The following is a 15,922-nucleotide window of genomic DNA, read 5'->3' as shown; positions in this document are numbered from 1 at the left end:
ATCGCGGTAGGTCTTCAACTGGTACTGCTACGGGGAGAGTTCATGCCGCGACCGTTCCGCTTCGGGGTCAATCTGCTGCATCCCGGTCCCGCCGCCGAGTGGCGCGCCAAGTGCCGCCGGGCCGAGGACCTCGGCTACGACGTGATCCTCGTGCCCGACCATCTCGGCTGGGTCGCGCCGTTCCCCGCGCTGGTGGCGGCGGCACAGGCCACCGAGCGGCCCCGGCTCGGCACGTTCGTGCTCAACGCCGGCTTCCACAACCCCGCGCTGCTGGCCCGCGAGGTGGCGACGACGGACGCGCTCACCGACGGCCGCCTGGAACTGGGGCTCGGCACCGGGTACGTACGGGAGGAGCACGAGAGCGCGGGGCTGCCGTTCGGCTCGCCGGCCGAACGCGTGGACCACCTGCGGGCCACGGTGGTGGAACTGGAGCGGCTGCTGGGCTCCCCCGAGCACCGGCCGCGGCCGGTGCAGCCGCGGGTCCCGGTGCTGATCGGCGCCAACGGCGACCGGATGCTGCGACTGACGGCCGAGCACGCGGACATCGCCGCCTTCACCGGGGCCCGCCCGGCGGCCGGGAGCCCCACGGGACTCGCCCCGCTGACGGCCGACGAGCTGGCGGAGCGGGTGGCCCGGTACCGGACGTACGCGGCGGGACGCACCGAGCCGGCCGAGCTGAACCTGCTGATCCAGACCGTCGCCGTCACCGACGACCCGGCCGGCGCACTGGCGCCGCTGCTGGAGCGGCAGCCGCAGTTGACTTTGGAGCAGGCGCTGGCCCTGCCCATCGTGCTCGTCGGCACGCTGGAGGAGATCGTCGCGCGGGTGCGGGCCCGGCGCGAGCGGTTCGGCTTCTCCTACCTCACCGTCCTGGAGCCGGACATGGAGGCGTTCGCCCCGGTGATGGAGGCGCTGCGCGGGGAGTGAGGGCGGCGGCGCACGGTGGCGCCCCAGGGTGTCCGGATGCCGGAATCCTCGTTCCGGGCCCGGGCCCGCGTGGTGGGATTCCCGCATGACGGGCTTGCGCATACGCCCCGCGACCGCCGACGACGTCGACGCCGTGCTCGCCTTCTGGCGGACGGCCGCGGAGGGCGCCAGCATCAGCGACGACCGGGAGGGGGTGGCGCGGCTGGTGGCCCGCGACCCCGACGCCCTGCTGCTGGCGGAGCACACCGGCGAACTCGTCGGCACGGTCATCGCGGGCTTCGACGGCTGGCGCTGCCATCTGTACCGGCTGGCGGTGCACCCCGGACGCCGCCGGCAGGGCATCGGCACGGCGCTGCTGGCCGCCGCCGAGGAGCGGTTCACACGGCTCGGCGGGCGGCGCGGCGACGCGATGGTGCTCACCGGCAACGAGCGGGCGCACCACGCCTGGCGGGCCGCCGGATACGCGCCCGAGGAACACTGGCGGCGCTGGGTGAAGCCGCTCACGGCCCCGGTGGACTGACCCGGCGACACGGGCGTCACAGCACCACGGGTGCCGGGGCCCCTTCTCCCGCCTGTCCGGCGCCCCCGGCGCGCTTCGGGTACCTCCCGGGGGTGCGCAGGGACCGACTCGCCAGGTTCCTTTGCCGATCCTTTACCCTTGACGGAGCACTCGGTCCTCCATGAAAGGTTGTGAGCGTCCGCCCATGGGCGAGCCTCCCGGCGACCACCGTCGCGCGATCCCCCTTGTCCTGACCGACCATGGGAGGGGGGTGACCCGATGACCGAAGTGCTCCTCCTGCTCGTGGCGGTGCTGCTCTCCCTGGCCTGCGGCGCCTTCGTCGCGGCCGAGTTCTCCCTGACCACGGTCGAGCGCGGCGCCCTGGAGCGCGCAGCGCAGCGCGGAGAGCGCGGCGCCTCCAGCGCTCTGAAGGCCGTACGGAACCTGACGTTCCAGCTCTCCGGCGCGCAGCTCGGCATCACCGTCACCAACCTGGTGGTCGGCATGCTCGCCGAGCCCTCGATCTCCAAGCTGATCTCCGGCCCGCTCCAGGCGCTCGGCATGTCCCGGTCCGCCGCGTCCTCACTGGCGCTGGTGCTCGGCACCGCCCTGTCCACGGTGTTCCTGATGGTCGTCGGCGAGTTGGTGCCCAAGAACTGGGCGATCTCCTCACCGCTGGCGATCGCCCGGCGGGTGGCCACTCCACAGCGCTGGTTCAGCGCGGCGTTCCGCCCCTTCATCACCCATCTGAACAACACGGCCAACCGCGTGGTGCGCCGGCTCGGGGTGGAGCCCGCCGAGGAGCTGGCCTCCGCGCGCGGCCCCCAGGAGCTGGCGGCGCTGGCCCGGCACTCCGCCAAGGCGGGCGCCCTGGAGGCGGACACCGCCGAACTGTTCGTACGGACCCTCAACCTCGCCGACCTGACCGCGGAGAACGTGATGACGCCGCGGGTGCAGGTGGTGGCCCTGGACGCCCAGGCGACCTGCGAGGACGTGGCGAACGCGACCCGGGCGACCGGGCTGTCCCGGTTCCCCGTCTACCGCGACAGCCTCGACTCCGTGGTGGGGACGGCCCACGTCAAGGACGTGCTGGCGGTGCCCGCCGAACGGCGGCTGCACCTGCGCGTCTCGGAGATCATGCGCGAGCCGCTGCTCGTGCCCGAGTCGCTGACCGTGGACCGGCTGCTGGACCGTCTCTCCGGCCGGCGCACGATGGCCGTCGTCATCGACGAGTACGGCGGCACGGCGGGCGTGGCGACCCTGGAGGACATCGTCGAGGAGGTCGTCGGCGAGGTGCGCGACGAGCACGATCCGCACGAGACGCCCGATCTGGCCCCGGCCGGGGCGGACGCGGAGGGGCGTGCCCTGTACTCGGCCGACGGTTCCGCGCGCGTGGACCAGCTGACGCGCGTCGGCCTGAAGGTCCCGGACGGCCCGTACGAGACGCTCGCCGGGCTGGTCGCCGCCGAGCTGGGCCGGATACCGGCGACGGGCGACGTCCTGGAGGTCGCCGGATGGCGGCTGGAGGTGGTGGACGCGGGCGGCCGCCGCGCCGCGCGCGTGCTGCTGCACGCACCGCTGGACGACGCCCCCGTCGCGGAGGTCCCCACGCGGCGCGGCAGGCGCCGGATCGCGGCCCGCGGGGAGTCCCCCGCCCCTGACGAACACGTGAGCGACGGAAAGAGGGCCGACCGGTGACCGCCGTACAGATCCTGATCGGTCTGGCGACCCTGGTCGTCAACGCCTTCTTCGTGGGCGCCGAGTTCGCGCTGATCTCGGTGCGCCGCAGCCAGGTGGAGCCCTACGCCGAGGAGGGCGACCGGCGCGCGAAGAGCGTGCTGTGGGGCCTGGAGCACGTGTCCGCGCTGCTGGCGGCGGCGCAGCTCGGCATCACGCTGTGCACGCTGGTCCTCGGCGTGGTCGCCGAGCCCGCGATCGCCCATCTGCTGGAGCCGGTCTTCCACGCGGTGGGCGTGCCCTCGGGTGCGGGGCACGCGGTGTCGTTCGTGATCGCGCTGGCCCTGGCGACGTATCTGCACATGCTGCTCGGCGAGATGGTGCCCAAGAACATCGCCCTGGCGGAGCCGGTGCGCAGCGCGCTGCTGCTCGGGCCGCCGCTGGTCGCGCTGTCCCGGGCCCTGCGCCCGGTGATCTTCACGGTGAACGCGTTCGCCAACGGCCTGCTCAGGCTGTTGCGGGTGGAGGCCAAGGACGAGGTCTCGGCGACCTTCACCGACGCGGAGCTGGCGGAGATCGTGAAGGACGCCAGCGAGGCCGGGCTGATCGACGACCGGGCGCAGGAGCGGCTGCACGACGCGCTGGAGCTGGGCAGCCGGCCGGTGCGCGACGTGGTGCTCCCGCTGGAGCGGGTCGTCTACGCCCGGCTCGGGGTCACCCCGGAACAGCTGGAGCGGCTGTCGGCCGAGTCCGGCTTCTCCCGCTTCCCGGTGGTGGACGAAGGCCGCCGGATCGTCGGCTATCTGCACGTGAAGGACGCGCTGGACGCCTCGCCGCGCACCGAGCCGTTCCGGCTGCGGGACATGCGGCCCATCGCCCGGGTCCGCGAGGGCACTCCGCTGGACGACGTGCTCACGGCGATGCGCGGCAGCCGTACGCATCTGGCGGCCGTACTGGGCGCGGACGGACGGCTGGCGGGCCTGGTCACCATGGAGGACGTGCTGCGGGAACTGTTCGGGCAGCGGGTCTGAGGGGCCGCGGGCGGTTTTGGCGCGCGGGGGCCGGACGGTCGGGTGCCGGGCCCTGCGGGTTCGGCGACTGGGGGAGCCGGCCAGGCCTTGCGGGTCCGGTGGCGGGGACCGGCCGGATCAGCGGCCCGGCGCCGGTGGACCGACCGCTTGGTATGCGGTCCGCGCGGCGGGTTACCATCGCTCACGCCATGCAGACGAATCCCACATACAGCAGCCTGGTCGCGGTCGGCGACTCCTTCACCGAGGGCATGTCGGACCTGCTCCCCGACGGCACCTACCGGGGCTGGGCCGATGTCCTGGCCGGGCGGATGGCCGCCCGCACGCCCGGTTTCCGGTACGCCAACCTCGCCGTGCGCGGCAAGCTCATCGGGCAGATCGTCGACGAGCAGGTCGAGGTGGCGGCGGCCATGAAGGCCGATGTGATCACGCTCGTGGGCGGGCTCAACGACACCCTGCGGCCCAAGTGCGACATGGGCAGGGTGCGCGGGCTGCTGACGGAGGCGGCGGAGCGGCTGGCTCCGTCGTGCGAGCGGCTGGTGCTGATGCGCAGCCCCGGCCGGCAGGGGCCCGTCCTGGAGCGGTTCCGGCCGCGCATGGAGGAGCTGTTCGCCTGCGTGGACGACCTCGCGAGCAAGCACGGGGCGGTCGTCGTTGACCTGTACGGCGCGCCGTCGCTGGCGGACCCGCGCCTGTGGGACGTGGACCGGCTGCACCTGACGGCCGAGGGGCACCGCCGGGTCGCCGAGGCGGTGTGGCAGGCGCTCGGGTACGAGCCGGAGGACCCCGAGTGGCGGACCCCGCCGCCCGCGACCGCGCAGCCGGGCTGGGTCAGCCGCCGGGCCGCCGACGTCAGCTTCGCCCGCCGGCACCTGCTGCCCTGGATAGGCCGCCGCCTGACCGGCCGCTCCTCGGGCGACGGCCGTCCGGCCAAGCGGCCCGAGCTGGTGCCCTACGAGGACCTGGCGCGTCCGGCGGCCGACGCGGAGCCGGCGTGACCGCGAGGCGGCGCCCGCGTCTCCCCCGCGCCTGAGGCCGGCCGGGTCGGCGGCGCCCGCCGGGACCGGCCCGGCGGGCGGGTCCCTCGTAGGTTCCGACGAACACCCCCGTGGCGCTGGCCTGCACGAATCGCCAGTAGACTCTGGTCACGTGACTTCTGCGCCCGCCAAGCCCCGTATCCCCAACGTCCTCGCCGGACGCTACGCCTCCACCGAGCTCGCCACGCTCTGGTCGCCCGAGCAGAAGGTGAGGCTGGAGCGGCAGCTCTGGCTCGCCGTGCTGCGCGCCCAGAAGGACCTCGGCATCGAGGTGCCGGATGCGGCGATCGCCGACTACGAGCGCGTCCTGGACCAGGTCGACCTGGCCTCGATCGCCGAGCGCGAGAAGGTCACGCGGCACGACGTCAAGGCCCGTATCGAGGAGTTCAACGACCTCGCCGGGCACGAGCAGGTCCACAAGGGCATGACCTCCCGCGACCTGACGGAGAACGTCGAGCAGCTGCAGATCCGGCTCTCGCTCGAGCTGGTGCGCGACCGTACGGTGGCGGTGCTGGCCCGGCTGGCGAGGCTGGCGGCGGAGTACGGCGAGCTGGTCATGGCCGGCCGCTCCCACAACGTGGCCGCGCAGGCCACCACCCTGGGCAAGCGTTTCGCCACCGCCGCCGACGAGCTGCTGGTGGCCTACGGCCGCGTCGAGGAACTGCTCGGCCGCTACCCGCTGCGCGGCGTCAAGGGCCCGGTCGGCACCGCGCAGGACATGCTGGACCTGCTCGGCGGCGACGCGGCGAAGCTGGCCGAGCTGGAGGGGCGCGTCGCCCACCACCTCGGCTTCTCGCAGGCCTTCACCTCGGTCGGCCAGGTCTACCCGCGCTCCCTGGACTACGAGGTCGTCACCGCGCTGGTGCAGCTGGCGGCGGCGCCCTCCTCGCTGGCCAAGACGATCCGGCTGATGGCCGGGCACGAGCTGGTCACCGAGGGCTTCAAGCCGGGCCAGGTGGGCTCCTCGGCGATGCCGCACAAGATGAACACCCGCTCCTGCGAGCGCGTCAACGGCCTCATGGTGATCCTGCGCGGCTACGCCTCGATGACGGGCGAGCTGGCGGGCGACCAGTGGAACGAGGGCGACGTGTCCTGCTCGGTGGTGCGCCGGGTCGCGCTGCCGGACGCGTTCTTCGCGCTGGACGGTCTGCTGGAGACCTTCCTGACGGTGCTCGACGAGTTCGGCGCCTTCCCCGCGGTGATCGCCCGGGAGCTGGACCGCTACCTGCCGTTCCTGGCGACGACCAAGGTACTCATGGGCGCGGTGCGGGCCGGTGTCGGCCGCGAGGTGGCCCACGAGGCGATCAAGGAGAACGCCGTGGCCACCGCGCTCGCGATGCGGGAGCAGGGCGCCGAGCGCAACGACCTGCTCGACAAGCTCGCCGCCGACGAGCGCCTGCCGCTGGACCGCGCGCGGCTGGACGCGCTGATGGCGGACAAGCTGTCCTTCACCGGCGCCGCCGCCGACCAGGTCGGCGTGGTCGTCGGCCGGATCGAGGAGATCGTCAAGCAGCGCCCGGAGGCCGCGGCCTACGCGCCGGGGGCGATCCTCTGACCCGCTTCACCCCGGCCCAACTGGAGGCCGCCCGCGACCGGCTGGTGCCGGACCTGGTCGCGGACGGCCTCAGGGTGCTGTTCTGCGGGATCAACCCCGGTCTGATGACGGCCGCGACGGGCCACCACTTCGCCCGGCCCGGCAACCGGTTCTGGCCGGTGCTGCACCGGTCGGGCTTCACCCCACGGCTGCTGAAGCCCGCCGAGCAGGGCGAGTTGCTGTCGTACGGGCTCGGCATCACCAACGTCGTGGCCCGGGCCTCGGCGCGCGCCGACGAGCTGACCCGCGAGGAGTACCGGGAAGGCGGCCGGCTGCTGGCGCTGAAGGTGGCGCGGCTGCGGCCCCGCTGGCTGGCGGTCGTCGGCGTCACGGCGTACCGGGCCGCCTTCGACGACCGCAAGGCCCAGGTGGGGCCGCAGGATCGGGTGATCGGCGACACGCGCGTGTGGGTGCTGCCCAACCCGAGCGGGCTGAACGCGCACTGGACGACCGAGACGATGGCGCAGGAGTTCGCCCGGCTGCGGGCGGCCGCCGAGGGCGGCCCCGGAGTGCCCGCCGCGCGCCGGGGCGAGTGACGGCCCGGCGGCAGCGCGGCTCGGCACGGGACCGCTGGACGGCTGGACGACCGGCCGGCCGTGACCGGTCGAGGGGCGGTCACGGCGGGTCCACGTCGGTGGCGACCGCGAGCAGCTGGAACGGCAGCTCCTTGTCGTGCTGGGAGACGCCCAGGGCTATCCACCGGCCGGTCCCGGGCGCCCGCCACAGCTGGACGTCCGGCACATGCCCGCTGAGGGAACCCCACGGCTCCGGCACCCCCTCCCCCTCCATGGTCCGGGCGCACACGCTGTACAGGCTGAACTCCTGGGGCGGCCCCCAGCGTTCGGCCAGGCGCTCCGCCAGCCCGTCGCGGTAGCACGCGTACTGGTCGGCCGCCTCCTCCCGCCGGCTGCCGTCGTCCTCCCAGAAGTCGTCGCTGGTCGCCAGCGCGGCCGTCCGGTGACCGGGACCGGCCGGGCCGGTGTCCGTCCAGGTGTGCTCGGCGGGGAACGGCCCCGAGCACAGCCGGTCGATCTCGGCGAGCGCCTTGGCGATGTCCATGGCTTCCAGTAAAGCGGCGACCACTGACAATTGGCGGTGCGTCAGAGTCCGGGCAGGGCCCTCGCGCGGTACGGGCGGGGCTTCCGGCCCGGCCCGCGCGGGACGGCCGCGGGCCTCGGGCGCACCGGGGGTGCGACGACGCCGTACAGCCCTCGGGGCCGGCGTACGCCCCGCCGGTCCCCCGGCGCTCGCCGCCCCGGCCCGTGCCGAGTAGCATCCGCCCCACACGCGCACGAGCTGGGAGGACGGACGTTGGGGCGGCTGACCGGCGGGGATCCCTCGCTGCTGCGGAGGATCAATTCCGCGGTGGTGCTGCACGCGCTGCGCGCCACGGACTGTGCGACGCTCACCGAGATCACCCGGGCGACCGGGCTGTCGCGGCCCACGGTCGAGGGCGTCGTGGACGATCTGATCGGGGCGGGCCTCGTCATGGAGACGGCGGCCGAGGAGGGAGCCACCCGGCGTCAGGGGCGGCCCGCGCGGCGGTTCCGCTTCCGCGCCGAGGCCGGTCATCTGCTCGGTCTGGAGATCGGCGCGCACCGGGTCGCCGCGCTGCTGGCCGATCTGGACGGCCGGGTGGTCGGCGCACAGGCCAAGGAAGTGGCCGAGACGGCCGACGCGGACGAGCGGCTGGAGCGGCTGCGCACCGCGGTCGCCGAGCTGCTGCGCCGGGCCGGGGTGCCGCGCGGCTCGCTGCGCGCCGTCGGCGTCGGCACCCCGGGCATCGTGGACGCGGGCGGCACCGTGCGGCTGGGCACAGCGCTGCCCGGGTGGACCGGTCTGGACCTGGGCGAGCGGCTGGGCCGGTCCTTCAAGTGCCCGGTCCTGGTGGAGAACGACGCCAACGCGGCGGCGGTCGCCGAGCACTGGAAAGGTGCCGCGACCGAGTCCGACGACGTGGTGTTCGTGCTGGCCGGGCTGAGTCCGGGCGCGGGTTCGCTGATCGGCGGCCGGCTGCACCGGGGGTACGGCGGGGCGGCGGGCGAGATCGGCGCGCTGCACCTGCTGGGCCGGGAGGAGACTCCGGAGACGCTGCTGTCCACCACGGACGAGCCGCTGCACCCGCTGGACGAGCAGGCGGTGGCGAAGGTCTTCGCGCTGGCCCGTCAGGGTGATCAACGGGCCACGGCTGCCGTGGACCGCTTCATCCAGCGGCTCGTGCACGACGTGGCGGCGCTGGTGCTGGCGCTCGACCCGGAGCTGGTGGTCATCGGCGGCTGGGCGGCCGGTCTGGACGGGGTGCTGGAGCCGCTGCGCCGCGAGCTGGCCCGCTACTGTCTGCGGCCTCCTCAGGTGACCCTCTCGCTGCTGGGCGAGGCGGTCGTCGCGACGGGCGCCGTGCGGCTGGCCCTCGACCACGTGGAGGAGCAGCTCTTCGCGGTGGAGGGCACGGTCACGGCCCGCCGCTGAGAGCCGGTCGTCGCGCCGGGGGACCTCGCACGGGCGGCGGACCGGCGCATTCCGTGCCCCGCCACGAGGCGGACGCCTCCCCGCTCAGGACGGCGGCCGCCGTGCCCCGCTGGTTCGGGGGCACGGCGGCCGCCGTCTGGGAGCGGGCGGGCCGGGCGTCAGGAGGCCCGGCGCTCGGGGCCGTGGTGGATCTCCACGGTTCCGGAGTCCCCGAAGGTCAGCCGGCAGGTGTCCGCGCGGTAGGTGGCCACCGAGAGCGCGGCGACGCGGCCGGCGACGACGAAGCGGGTGGTGACGACGAGGACGGGCGCGCCGGGCAGCCGGTCCAGTTCCCTGGCGTCGTCCGCGCGGGCCGAGCCGAGTTCCACGGCGCGCTCCTGGCCCTCGAGCTCCAGGTGCTGGAGTTCGCGCAGCACGGCACGCGCGCGTGCCGGTCCGGACGGCGCGTCGATGGCGGTGAGGCCGGGCACCGACGCCGCCGGGATGTACAGCAGCTCGGCGGCGACCGGCTGGCCGTGGCTCGTCCGGGACCGGCGCACGGTGTGCACGGGCTCGCTCCGGTCACTCTCCAGGACGGCGGCGACGGCGGCCGGCGGGGCGGCCGGCACACAGTCCACGGGCTGCCAGGCGTCCCCGGCCGCGCCCGGCCAGGCGTGCTGCTCGGTGCCGACGGCGACCCCCACGCGCGGCGGCGCGACGGTGGTGCCGACGCCGCGGCGGCGTTGCAGCCTGCCCTCCAGCTCCAGCTGCTCCAGCGCCTGGCGGAGCGTGGCGCGGGCCACTCCGAAGCGGGCGGCCAGTTCCCGCTCGTTGGGCAGGATCTCGCCGACCGCGAACTCGGAGTCCAGTGCCTCACTGAGCACGGTCTTGAGATGCCAGTACTTCGGCTCCGGCACCGTTTCCAGCTGAGTCCCCACCCTGTCCTCCGCAATCGCCGTAGTCCGGCGGCGTTTAGCGCCCTTGTTTATTAAAGGTTGTTGTACTTCTCTGCGACCATAGGGCCGCCCTCACCCTTGGTCAAGACCAATCCTCGGCTCTTGCCTCCCGTACGGCCGCGTCGCCGCGCAGCGTTCACGGGGCGTTCGCACGGCGTCGCACGCGTGACATCGCGGCGAAGCCCCCGCCGCGGCGCGGTCGGGGGCTTCGGGGGGATCGGGCGTGACCAGGGGCTACCCGTCGGTAGCAATTGTTGACAAGCTGTCTATCCGGCATCCGTCAGCGATCGACGAGGAGCATGCACCCATGTCCGCCACCGTCTCCTTCAAGGTTCCCTCCGCGCACGGCCCGCAGACCGTGACGCTCTCCTACGCGCGCGAGGGCGCCGGCGAGCCCCTGCTCCTGCTGCATGGCATCGGCCACCACCGGCAGGCCTGGGACCCGGTGCTCCACCTCGTCGCGGGCGAACGCGACGTGATCAGCGTGGACCTGCCCGGCTTCGGCGCCTCGCCCGCGCTGCCCGACGGGCTCCGCCACGACCTGCCGACGATGAACGCCGCGCTGGGCGCCCTGTGCGGGACGCTGGGGATCGACCGGCCCCATGTCGCCGGCAACTCCCTGGGCGGTCTGCTCGCCCTGGAGATGGGCCGGGCCGGACTCGCCCGGTCGGTCACCGCCCTGTCCCCGGCCGGGTTCTGGACCGAGGCCGAGCGGCGCTACGCGTTCGGCGTGCTGCGCGCGATGCGCGGGATCGCGGTGCGCACCCCGCTGCCGCTGGTCGAGCGGTTCTCCCGCACGGCGACCGGCCGGACCCTGCTCACCAGCACCATCTACGCCCGGCCCGCCCGCCGTTCACCCGAGGCCGTGGTCGCCGAGACGCTGGCCCTGGCCGGCGCCACCGGGTTCGAGGAGACCCTCCGCGCGGGCATCGGCGTCCAGTTCACGGACGACGTCTCCGGCATCCCCGTCACGGTGGCCTGGGGCGCGAAGGACCGGCTGCTGGTGCCCCGGCAGGGCGTGCGCGCCAAGCGGCTCATCCCGCACGCCCGGCTGGTGAGGCTGCCCGGCTGCGGGCACGTCCCCATGAACGACGACCCGGCGCTCGTCGCGCGCGTGCTCCTGGACGGCAGCCGCTGAGCGGCGGCGGCCCGCCCGGGCCGCCGCGCCCGAGCCGAGGGCCACTCCGGCCCCCACCAGGGCGCTGCCCGCCGCCTGCGCGAGGCCGTACGTACCGGTGCCGACCAGGGGCGCGGTACAGGCGGCGGCGACCGGGATGAGCCCGGAGAAGAGGGTGGCGCGTTCGGCGCCGATCCTCTGCATGCCCATGTACCAGCACACGAAGCCGACGACGGTGACGACCGCCGCCTGCCACAGCAGCGCGGCGGCCTCGTGGGCGGTGGGCAGCCGCAGCCAGGCGCCGCCGTCCAGGAGGACGCCGACGGCCGCGGACTCCGCGGCCGCGGCCCCGCACACCACGGCGGACAGCAGTCGCGGCCCCAGCGGGCGCAGCACCGGCACCGCGAGGACCGCGAAACCCACCTCGCCGGCCAGCGCGCAGGCGGAGAAGGCGATGCCCGCGCCGTCGGTCCGCCCCCAGCCCTGGACGGTCAGCGCCCCGGCCGCGACCAGGGCCGCCCCCTGGAGCACGGCCCGCTGCGGCCGACGGCGCTCCAGCAGCGGGACGAGGACCGCGACGGCCACCGGCGCACAGCCCACGAAGACGCCCGGCACCGCCGGTTCGGCAGTGCGCTCGGCGGCGAGGACCGCCAGGTTGAAGCCGACCATGCCCACCGCCGCCAGCAGCGCCAGCCGGGCCCACCGGCGGGGTCCGAGTCCTCTCAGCCGTCGTCCCGCGTCCCGCCCCGCCAGCGGCAGGAGCAGCAGACAGGCCAGCCCGTAGCGCAGGAACTGGCCGCCCGCGTAGGGGTAGTGGCCGAGGACGCTGTTGGCGGTGAAGGATCCTCCGACGAGGACGCAGGCGAGCGCGGCGAGCAGGGCGCCGCGTGAGGCGGTGGTGTTCATGGCAGCGACGCTAGGGAGCGCGGCGGCCCGGTTTAAGGTCCACTTCCATGACGTCATCGGGGACCAATGCGGAGGGGCGGCACGGCGCGGCCGCCTGGGAGCTGCTGCTGCCGGCCGCGTCGGCGCCGGCCCGTGCGCGGGGCCGTTCGCTCCAGGCCGCTTTGCGTGAGGCGGTGCGCTCGGGGCGGCTCGCGCCGGGCACCCGGCTGCCCTCCAGCCGGGATCTCGCCGCCGACCTCCGGGTCTCGCGCGGGCTGGTCACGGAGGCGTACGAGCAGCTGACGGCGGAGGGGTATCTGCGCAGCGGACGCGGCGCGGGGACCTGGGTGGGCGGCGCGGTGCGGGCGGCACGCACGCGCACGCGTGACCTCGCCCCGCGCTCCCCCGGCGCCCGCGCGGACTTCGTGCCCGGCACCCCCGATCTGTCGCTGTTCCCGCGCGCCGCGTGGGCGGGCGCCCACCGCGCGGTGCTGGCCGATCTCCCGCACCAGGACCTCGGCTATCCCGACCCGCGCGGACTGCCCCGGCTGCGCACGGCCCTGGCCGAACTGCTCACCCGCCGCCGGGGCGCCGTCGCGGACCCCGAGCGTCTGGTCGTCGTCTCCGGCGTGGCGCAGGGCAGCGCCCTGCTGGGCGCCGTGCTGCACGCGCGCGGGATACGCACCGTCGGGGTCGAGGACCCGGGTAGCCCGCAGCACAGCGCCCTGTACGCCGCGGCGGGCGTCGGCACCGTCGCGCTGCCGCTGGACGAGGAGGGCCCGGCCCTCGCCCCGCTGCGCCGGTCGGGCGTACGGGTGGTGGTGGTGACGCCGGCGCACCAGTTCCCCACGGGGATCGCCTGCTCCGCGCGGCGCCGCGCCGAACTGCTCGACTGGGCGCGGTCGGTGGACGGCTTCGTCTTCGAGGACGACTACGACGGCGACTTCCGCTACGACCGTGCCCCGGTGGGCGCGCTGCAGGGCCTCGATCCGGAGCGCGTGGTCTACGCGGGCTCCGTCAGCAAGTCGCTGGCCCCGGGACTGCGGCTGGGCTGGCTGCTGGTGCCCGACGCGCTGGCCGACGCGGTCGTGGCGCGCAAGCGGACCACGGACCTCGGTCATCCGACCGTCGACCAGGCGGCGTTCGCCCACTTCGTGGAGCGCGGCGACTACGACCGGCAGCTGCGCCGCTGCCAGCGGGCCTACCGGGAGCGCCGGGACACGCTCGTCGCCGCGCTGACCGGGCACTTCCCCGGTGTGCGGGTGTCCGGGATCGCCGCGGGACTGCACCTGATCGCCGATCTGCCCGGCCGGTACGGCCCCGAGGAGCGGTTCCTCGCACGCGCGACGGCGGCGGGCGTCGCGGTGCGCACGCTGACGGCGTACCGGCACGCACGCGTGGACGACGGTGCGGACCTGGAGCTGGAGAGCGGCGTGGACCCGGCGGGCGGTGACGGGAGCGGCGGTCCGGACGAGGGCCGGGGCAAAGGCGGCGAAGGCCGGGACGGGGGCGTGCGGTTGGTCCTCGGGTACGCGCACGTGCCGCCCGCCCGGATCCGCGCGGGGGTGCGGCTGATGGCGGAGGCCGCGGCCGGGTGACGGCGCTGCGGCGCGCGTCCGCCGGACGACGCGGGCCGTACGGGCCGTTGTTCACCCGCGGTTTCCGTGCGCGCCGTACCGCCCCAGTAGGTGTGGGCCCGAACACTGGCCGGATTCCGTTCCTGGAGGCGCCGTCATGTCCCACCCCCACCTTCCTGGCCGCCGCAGCGTCCTGCGTGGTTCGCTGGCCGCGTCGGCGGCCCTCACCCTGCCCGGCGCGCTCGGCGCGGCCCCGGCGCTCGCCCTGTCGGGCCGTCCCCGGGCGGACTGGGGCGTGCAGGCGGGCGACGTCACCTCCGACTCGGGTCTGGTGTGGGCACGCGCCGACCGGCCGGCGCGGATGATCGTCGAGACCTCGGCCACCGAGTCGTTCCGCGACCCGCGCCGCTGGCACGGCCCGCTGCTCGGCCCGGACACGGACTTCACCGGCACGGCCCGGCTGCACGGCCTGCCGGCGGGCGAGCAGATCCACTACCGGGTGCTCCTGGCCGACCCGGACGACCCGCGCCGCACCGGCGAGCCGGTCCACGGCGCCTTCCGGACGGCGCCCGCCCGCCGCCAGGGCGTGCGGTTCGTGTGGTCCGGCGACCTGGCCGGGCAGGGCTGGGGCATCAACGAGTCCATCGGCGGCTACCGGATCTTCGACGCCATGGCGAAGCTGGACCCGGACTTCTTCCTGTGCAGCGGCGACAACATCTACGCCGACGGCCCGATCCAGGCCACGGCCGCGCTGCCGGACGGAAGCGTCTACCGCAGCGTCACCACCGAGGAGAAGTCGCACGTCGCCGTCTCCCTGGCCGACTTCCGGGGCAACTTCCGCTACAACCTGCTGGACGCGGCGCTGCGCCGGTTCAACGCGCGGGTGCCAGGCATCGTCCAGTGGGACGACCACGAGGTCCGCAACAACTGGTACCCCGGTGAGGTCATCGGCGGCGGCACTCCCTACCCGGCCGGGACGCGCCTGGACGACCTGGCGCTGCGCGCCCGCCGGGCCTTCTCGGAGTACTTCCCGATCTCGACCGTCAGCGGGCGGCCGGACGGGCGGATCTACCGCGTCCACCACCACGGCCCGCTGCTCGACGTGTTCGTGCTCGACATGCGCACGTACCGCAACGCCAACTCGCCCGACGACCAGCGGACCGACCCGCAGGGCATCCTCGGGCGCGCGCAGCTGGAGTGGCTCAAGCGTGAGTTGTCGCGGTCACGGGCGGTGTGGAAGGTCATCGCCGCGGACATGCCGCTCGGCCTGGTCGTGCCCGACGGGGTCGAGGGGAAGGCGGACTTCGAGGCCGTCGCGCAGGGCGACCCGGGCGCGCCGCTCGGCCGCGAGCTGCAGATCGCCGAGCTGCTGCGGTACGTCAAACACCGGCGGATCACCGGCACGGTGTGGCTGACGGCCGACGTCCACCACACCTCGGCCCAGCACTACGACCCGGCGCGGGCGGCGTTCAAGGACTTCGCGCCGTTCTGGGAGTTCGTGTCCGGGCCGCTCAACGCGGGCGCGTTCCCGGCCAGCGAGCTGGACGGGACGTTCGGACCGGACCGGGTGTTCGTGAAGGCGCCGACGGCCGCCAACGTCTCGCCGGCCGAGGGCTACCAGTTCTTCGGCGAGGTCGACATCGACGGCGACAGCGGGGAGTTGACGGTCCGTCTGCGCGAGCAGGACGGCACCGTCCTGTTCACGCAGCGGCTGCAGCCGGGGCGGGTGGGGCAGTGACTCCCGCTACTCTTCACCTGGGCCGCGCACCGGCGTCATCCCCCGGTGCGCGGCGTCGCCCCGGGCTGCCGACCCCTGCGGAAGATCGCCTGTTCCCGCAGGTCAGGACGATCGTCAGTGGTCGTCTCCACGGTTTCTCCCATGATGCGGTCCTCGCGGACCGTGGCCTGCCCGCGACCCTACGGGCTCGTATCCGCAGCGGGCGGGCGACGGGCCGGTACTGGAGACGTCCCGGGGAGCCGGTCCCCCTCCTGGCCGGGCGGGGCGCACTGGCGGCGGGGGCGGCCGCATGACGGGGTGAGGGTGGAGGGCCGGCGGCTCACCAGGCGGGGCGGGTGCCCGGGGGCGCGGTCCGCTGTCGTCATGCGGTGACCCGGCGTTCGGCCGCCGGGCCGCACCTGCGGGCCGTGACCGAGGGGGCGTTCCCGGGGGCATGTCC

General features: G+C 74.9%; 13 protein-coding genes and 1 pseudogene. 11 read left to right on the top strand and 3 right to left on the bottom strand.

Going from position 1 to position 15,922, the window contains the following annotated elements:
- Positions 1-42: 42 nt before the first annotated feature.
- The 7 genes from AB0N63_RS26700 (at position 43) to mug (ending at position 7,298) form a co-directional block, all read left to right on the top strand.
- Positions 43-927, top strand: a complete 885-nt coding sequence (locus AB0N63_RS26700) for an LLM class F420-dependent oxidoreductase (RefSeq protein WP_365532413.1) — start codon at positions 43-45, stop codon at positions 925-927.
- A gap of 85 nt (positions 928-1,012) precedes the next feature.
- A complete protein-coding gene (locus AB0N63_RS26695) occupies positions 1,013-1,447 on the top strand; it encodes a GNAT family N-acetyltransferase (RefSeq protein ID WP_365532410.1) in 435 nt (144 codons plus the stop codon).
- Between the two features lie 258 nt (positions 1,448-1,705).
- Positions 1,706-3,124: a hemolysin family protein gene (locus AB0N63_RS26690; protein WP_365532407.1), complete on the top strand. Its 1,419-nt coding sequence runs from the start codon at positions 1,706-1,708 to the stop codon at positions 3,122-3,124.
- The gene (locus AB0N63_RS26685; protein ID WP_365532404.1) at positions 3,121-4,134 is read left to right on the top strand and encodes a hemolysin family protein; all 1,014 of its coding nucleotides are present in this window, start codon (positions 3,121-3,123) and stop codon (positions 4,132-4,134) included. Before AB0N63_RS26690 ends, AB0N63_RS26685 begins: the two co-directional genes overlap by 4 nt.
- Before the next feature lie 188 nt (positions 4,135-4,322).
- Positions 4,323-5,129, top strand: a complete 807-nt coding sequence (locus tag AB0N63_RS26680; RefSeq protein WP_365532401.1) for an SGNH/GDSL hydrolase family protein — start codon at positions 4,323-4,325, stop codon at positions 5,127-5,129.
- 151 nt (positions 5,130-5,280) lie between these two features.
- Positions 5,281-6,723, top strand: coding sequence for an adenylosuccinate lyase (gene purB, locus AB0N63_RS26675; RefSeq protein ID WP_365532398.1), 1,443 nt, complete (start codon positions 5,281-5,283; stop codon positions 6,721-6,723).
- A 44-nt stretch (positions 6,724-6,767) separates the two neighbouring features.
- The gene (mug, locus tag AB0N63_RS26670) at positions 6,768-7,298 is read left to right on the top strand and encodes a G/U mismatch-specific DNA glycosylase (RefSeq protein ID WP_365532395.1); all 531 of its coding nucleotides are present in this window, start codon (positions 6,768-6,770) and stop codon (positions 7,296-7,298) included.
- 79 nt (positions 7,299-7,377) lie between these two features.
- On the opposite strand, the gene AB0N63_RS26665 is transcribed toward mug, so the two are convergent.
- Positions 7,378-7,821, bottom strand: a complete 444-nt coding sequence (locus tag AB0N63_RS26665; RefSeq protein ID WP_365532392.1) for a hypothetical protein — start codon at positions 7,819-7,821, stop codon at positions 7,378-7,380.
- Positions 7,822-8,073: 252 nt separating this feature from the next.
- Here AB0N63_RS26665 and AB0N63_RS26660 point away from each other — a divergent pair, with 252 nt between their 5' ends.
- On the top strand, positions 8,074-9,231 hold the full coding sequence (locus AB0N63_RS26660) for an ROK family transcriptional regulator (protein WP_365532389.1): 1,158 nt from the start codon (positions 8,074-8,076) through the stop codon (positions 9,229-9,231).
- 158 nt (positions 9,232-9,389) lie between these two features.
- Here the strand turns inward: AB0N63_RS26660 and AB0N63_RS26655 are convergent, their stop codons facing one another.
- Positions 9,390-10,148, bottom strand: a complete 759-nt coding sequence (locus AB0N63_RS26655) for a GntR family transcriptional regulator (protein WP_365532386.1) — start codon at positions 10,146-10,148, stop codon at positions 9,390-9,392.
- A gap of 325 nt (positions 10,149-10,473) precedes the next feature.
- On the opposite strand from AB0N63_RS26655, the gene AB0N63_RS26650 reads away from it, so the two are divergent.
- Positions 10,474-11,304, top strand: coding sequence for an alpha/beta fold hydrolase (locus AB0N63_RS26650; RefSeq protein WP_365532383.1), 831 nt, complete (start codon positions 10,474-10,476; stop codon positions 11,302-11,304).
- A 48-nt stretch (positions 11,305-11,352) separates the two neighbouring features.
- Here AB0N63_RS26650 and AB0N63_RS26645 read toward each other — a convergent pair.
- Positions 11,353-12,189 (bottom strand): annotated as a pseudogene (locus AB0N63_RS26645) (EamA family transporter); the annotation flags it as partial.
- A gap of 47 nt (positions 12,190-12,236) precedes the next feature.
- On the opposite strand from AB0N63_RS26645, the gene AB0N63_RS26640 reads away from it, so the two are divergent.
- Both AB0N63_RS26640 and AB0N63_RS26635 read left to right on the top strand, forming a co-directional pair.
- Positions 12,237-13,766 (top strand): PLP-dependent aminotransferase family protein, encoded by a 1,530-nt coding sequence (locus AB0N63_RS26640; protein ID WP_365532380.1) that lies wholly within the window; start codon positions 12,237-12,239, stop codon positions 13,764-13,766.
- 136 nt (positions 13,767-13,902) lie between these two features.
- Positions 13,903-15,483: an alkaline phosphatase D family protein gene (locus AB0N63_RS26635; RefSeq protein ID WP_365532378.1), complete on the top strand. Its 1,581-nt coding sequence runs from the start codon at positions 13,903-13,905 to the stop codon at positions 15,481-15,483.
- Positions 15,484-15,922: the final 439 nt, after the last annotated feature.

It is taken from the genome of Streptomyces sp. NPDC093260 (assembly GCF_040683715.1).
GTDB classification, from domain to species: Bacteria; Actinomycetota; Actinomycetes; order Streptomycetales; family Streptomycetaceae; genus Streptomyces; species Streptomyces sennicomposti.
The sequence above is the reverse complement of the archived record's forward strand: the minus strand, read 5'-3'. Positions and strand labels throughout refer to the sequence as shown.

Bases quoted from the DNA above. Each gene is read 5' to 3' on its own strand.
- AB0N63_RS26695 (WP_365532410.1), top strand. From the start codon at position 1,013: ATGACGGGCTTGCGCATACGCCCCGCGACCGCCGACGACGTCGACGCC.
- AB0N63_RS26665 (WP_365532392.1), bottom strand. From the start codon at position 7,821: ATGGACATCGCCAAGGCGCTCGCCGAGATCGACCGGCTGTGCTCGGGG.
- AB0N63_RS26680 (WP_365532401.1), top strand. From the start codon at position 4,323: ATGCAGACGAATCCCACATACAGCAGCCTGGTCGCGGTCGGCGACTCC.
- AB0N63_RS26690 (WP_365532407.1), top strand. From the start codon at position 1,706: ATGACCGAAGTGCTCCTCCTGCTCGTGGCGGTGCTGCTCTCCCTGGCC.
- AB0N63_RS26635 (WP_365532378.1), top strand. From the start codon at position 13,903: ATGTCCCACCCCCACCTTCCTGGCCGCCGCAGCGTCCTGCGTGGTTCG.
- AB0N63_RS26640 (WP_365532380.1), top strand. From the start codon at position 12,237: ATGACGTCATCGGGGACCAATGCGGAGGGGCGGCACGGCGCGGCCGCC.
- AB0N63_RS26650 (WP_365532383.1), top strand. From the start codon at position 10,474: ATGTCCGCCACCGTCTCCTTCAAGGTTCCCTCCGCGCACGGCCCGCAG.
- AB0N63_RS26700 (WP_365532413.1), top strand. From the start codon at position 43: ATGCCGCGACCGTTCCGCTTCGGGGTCAATCTGCTGCATCCCGGTCCC.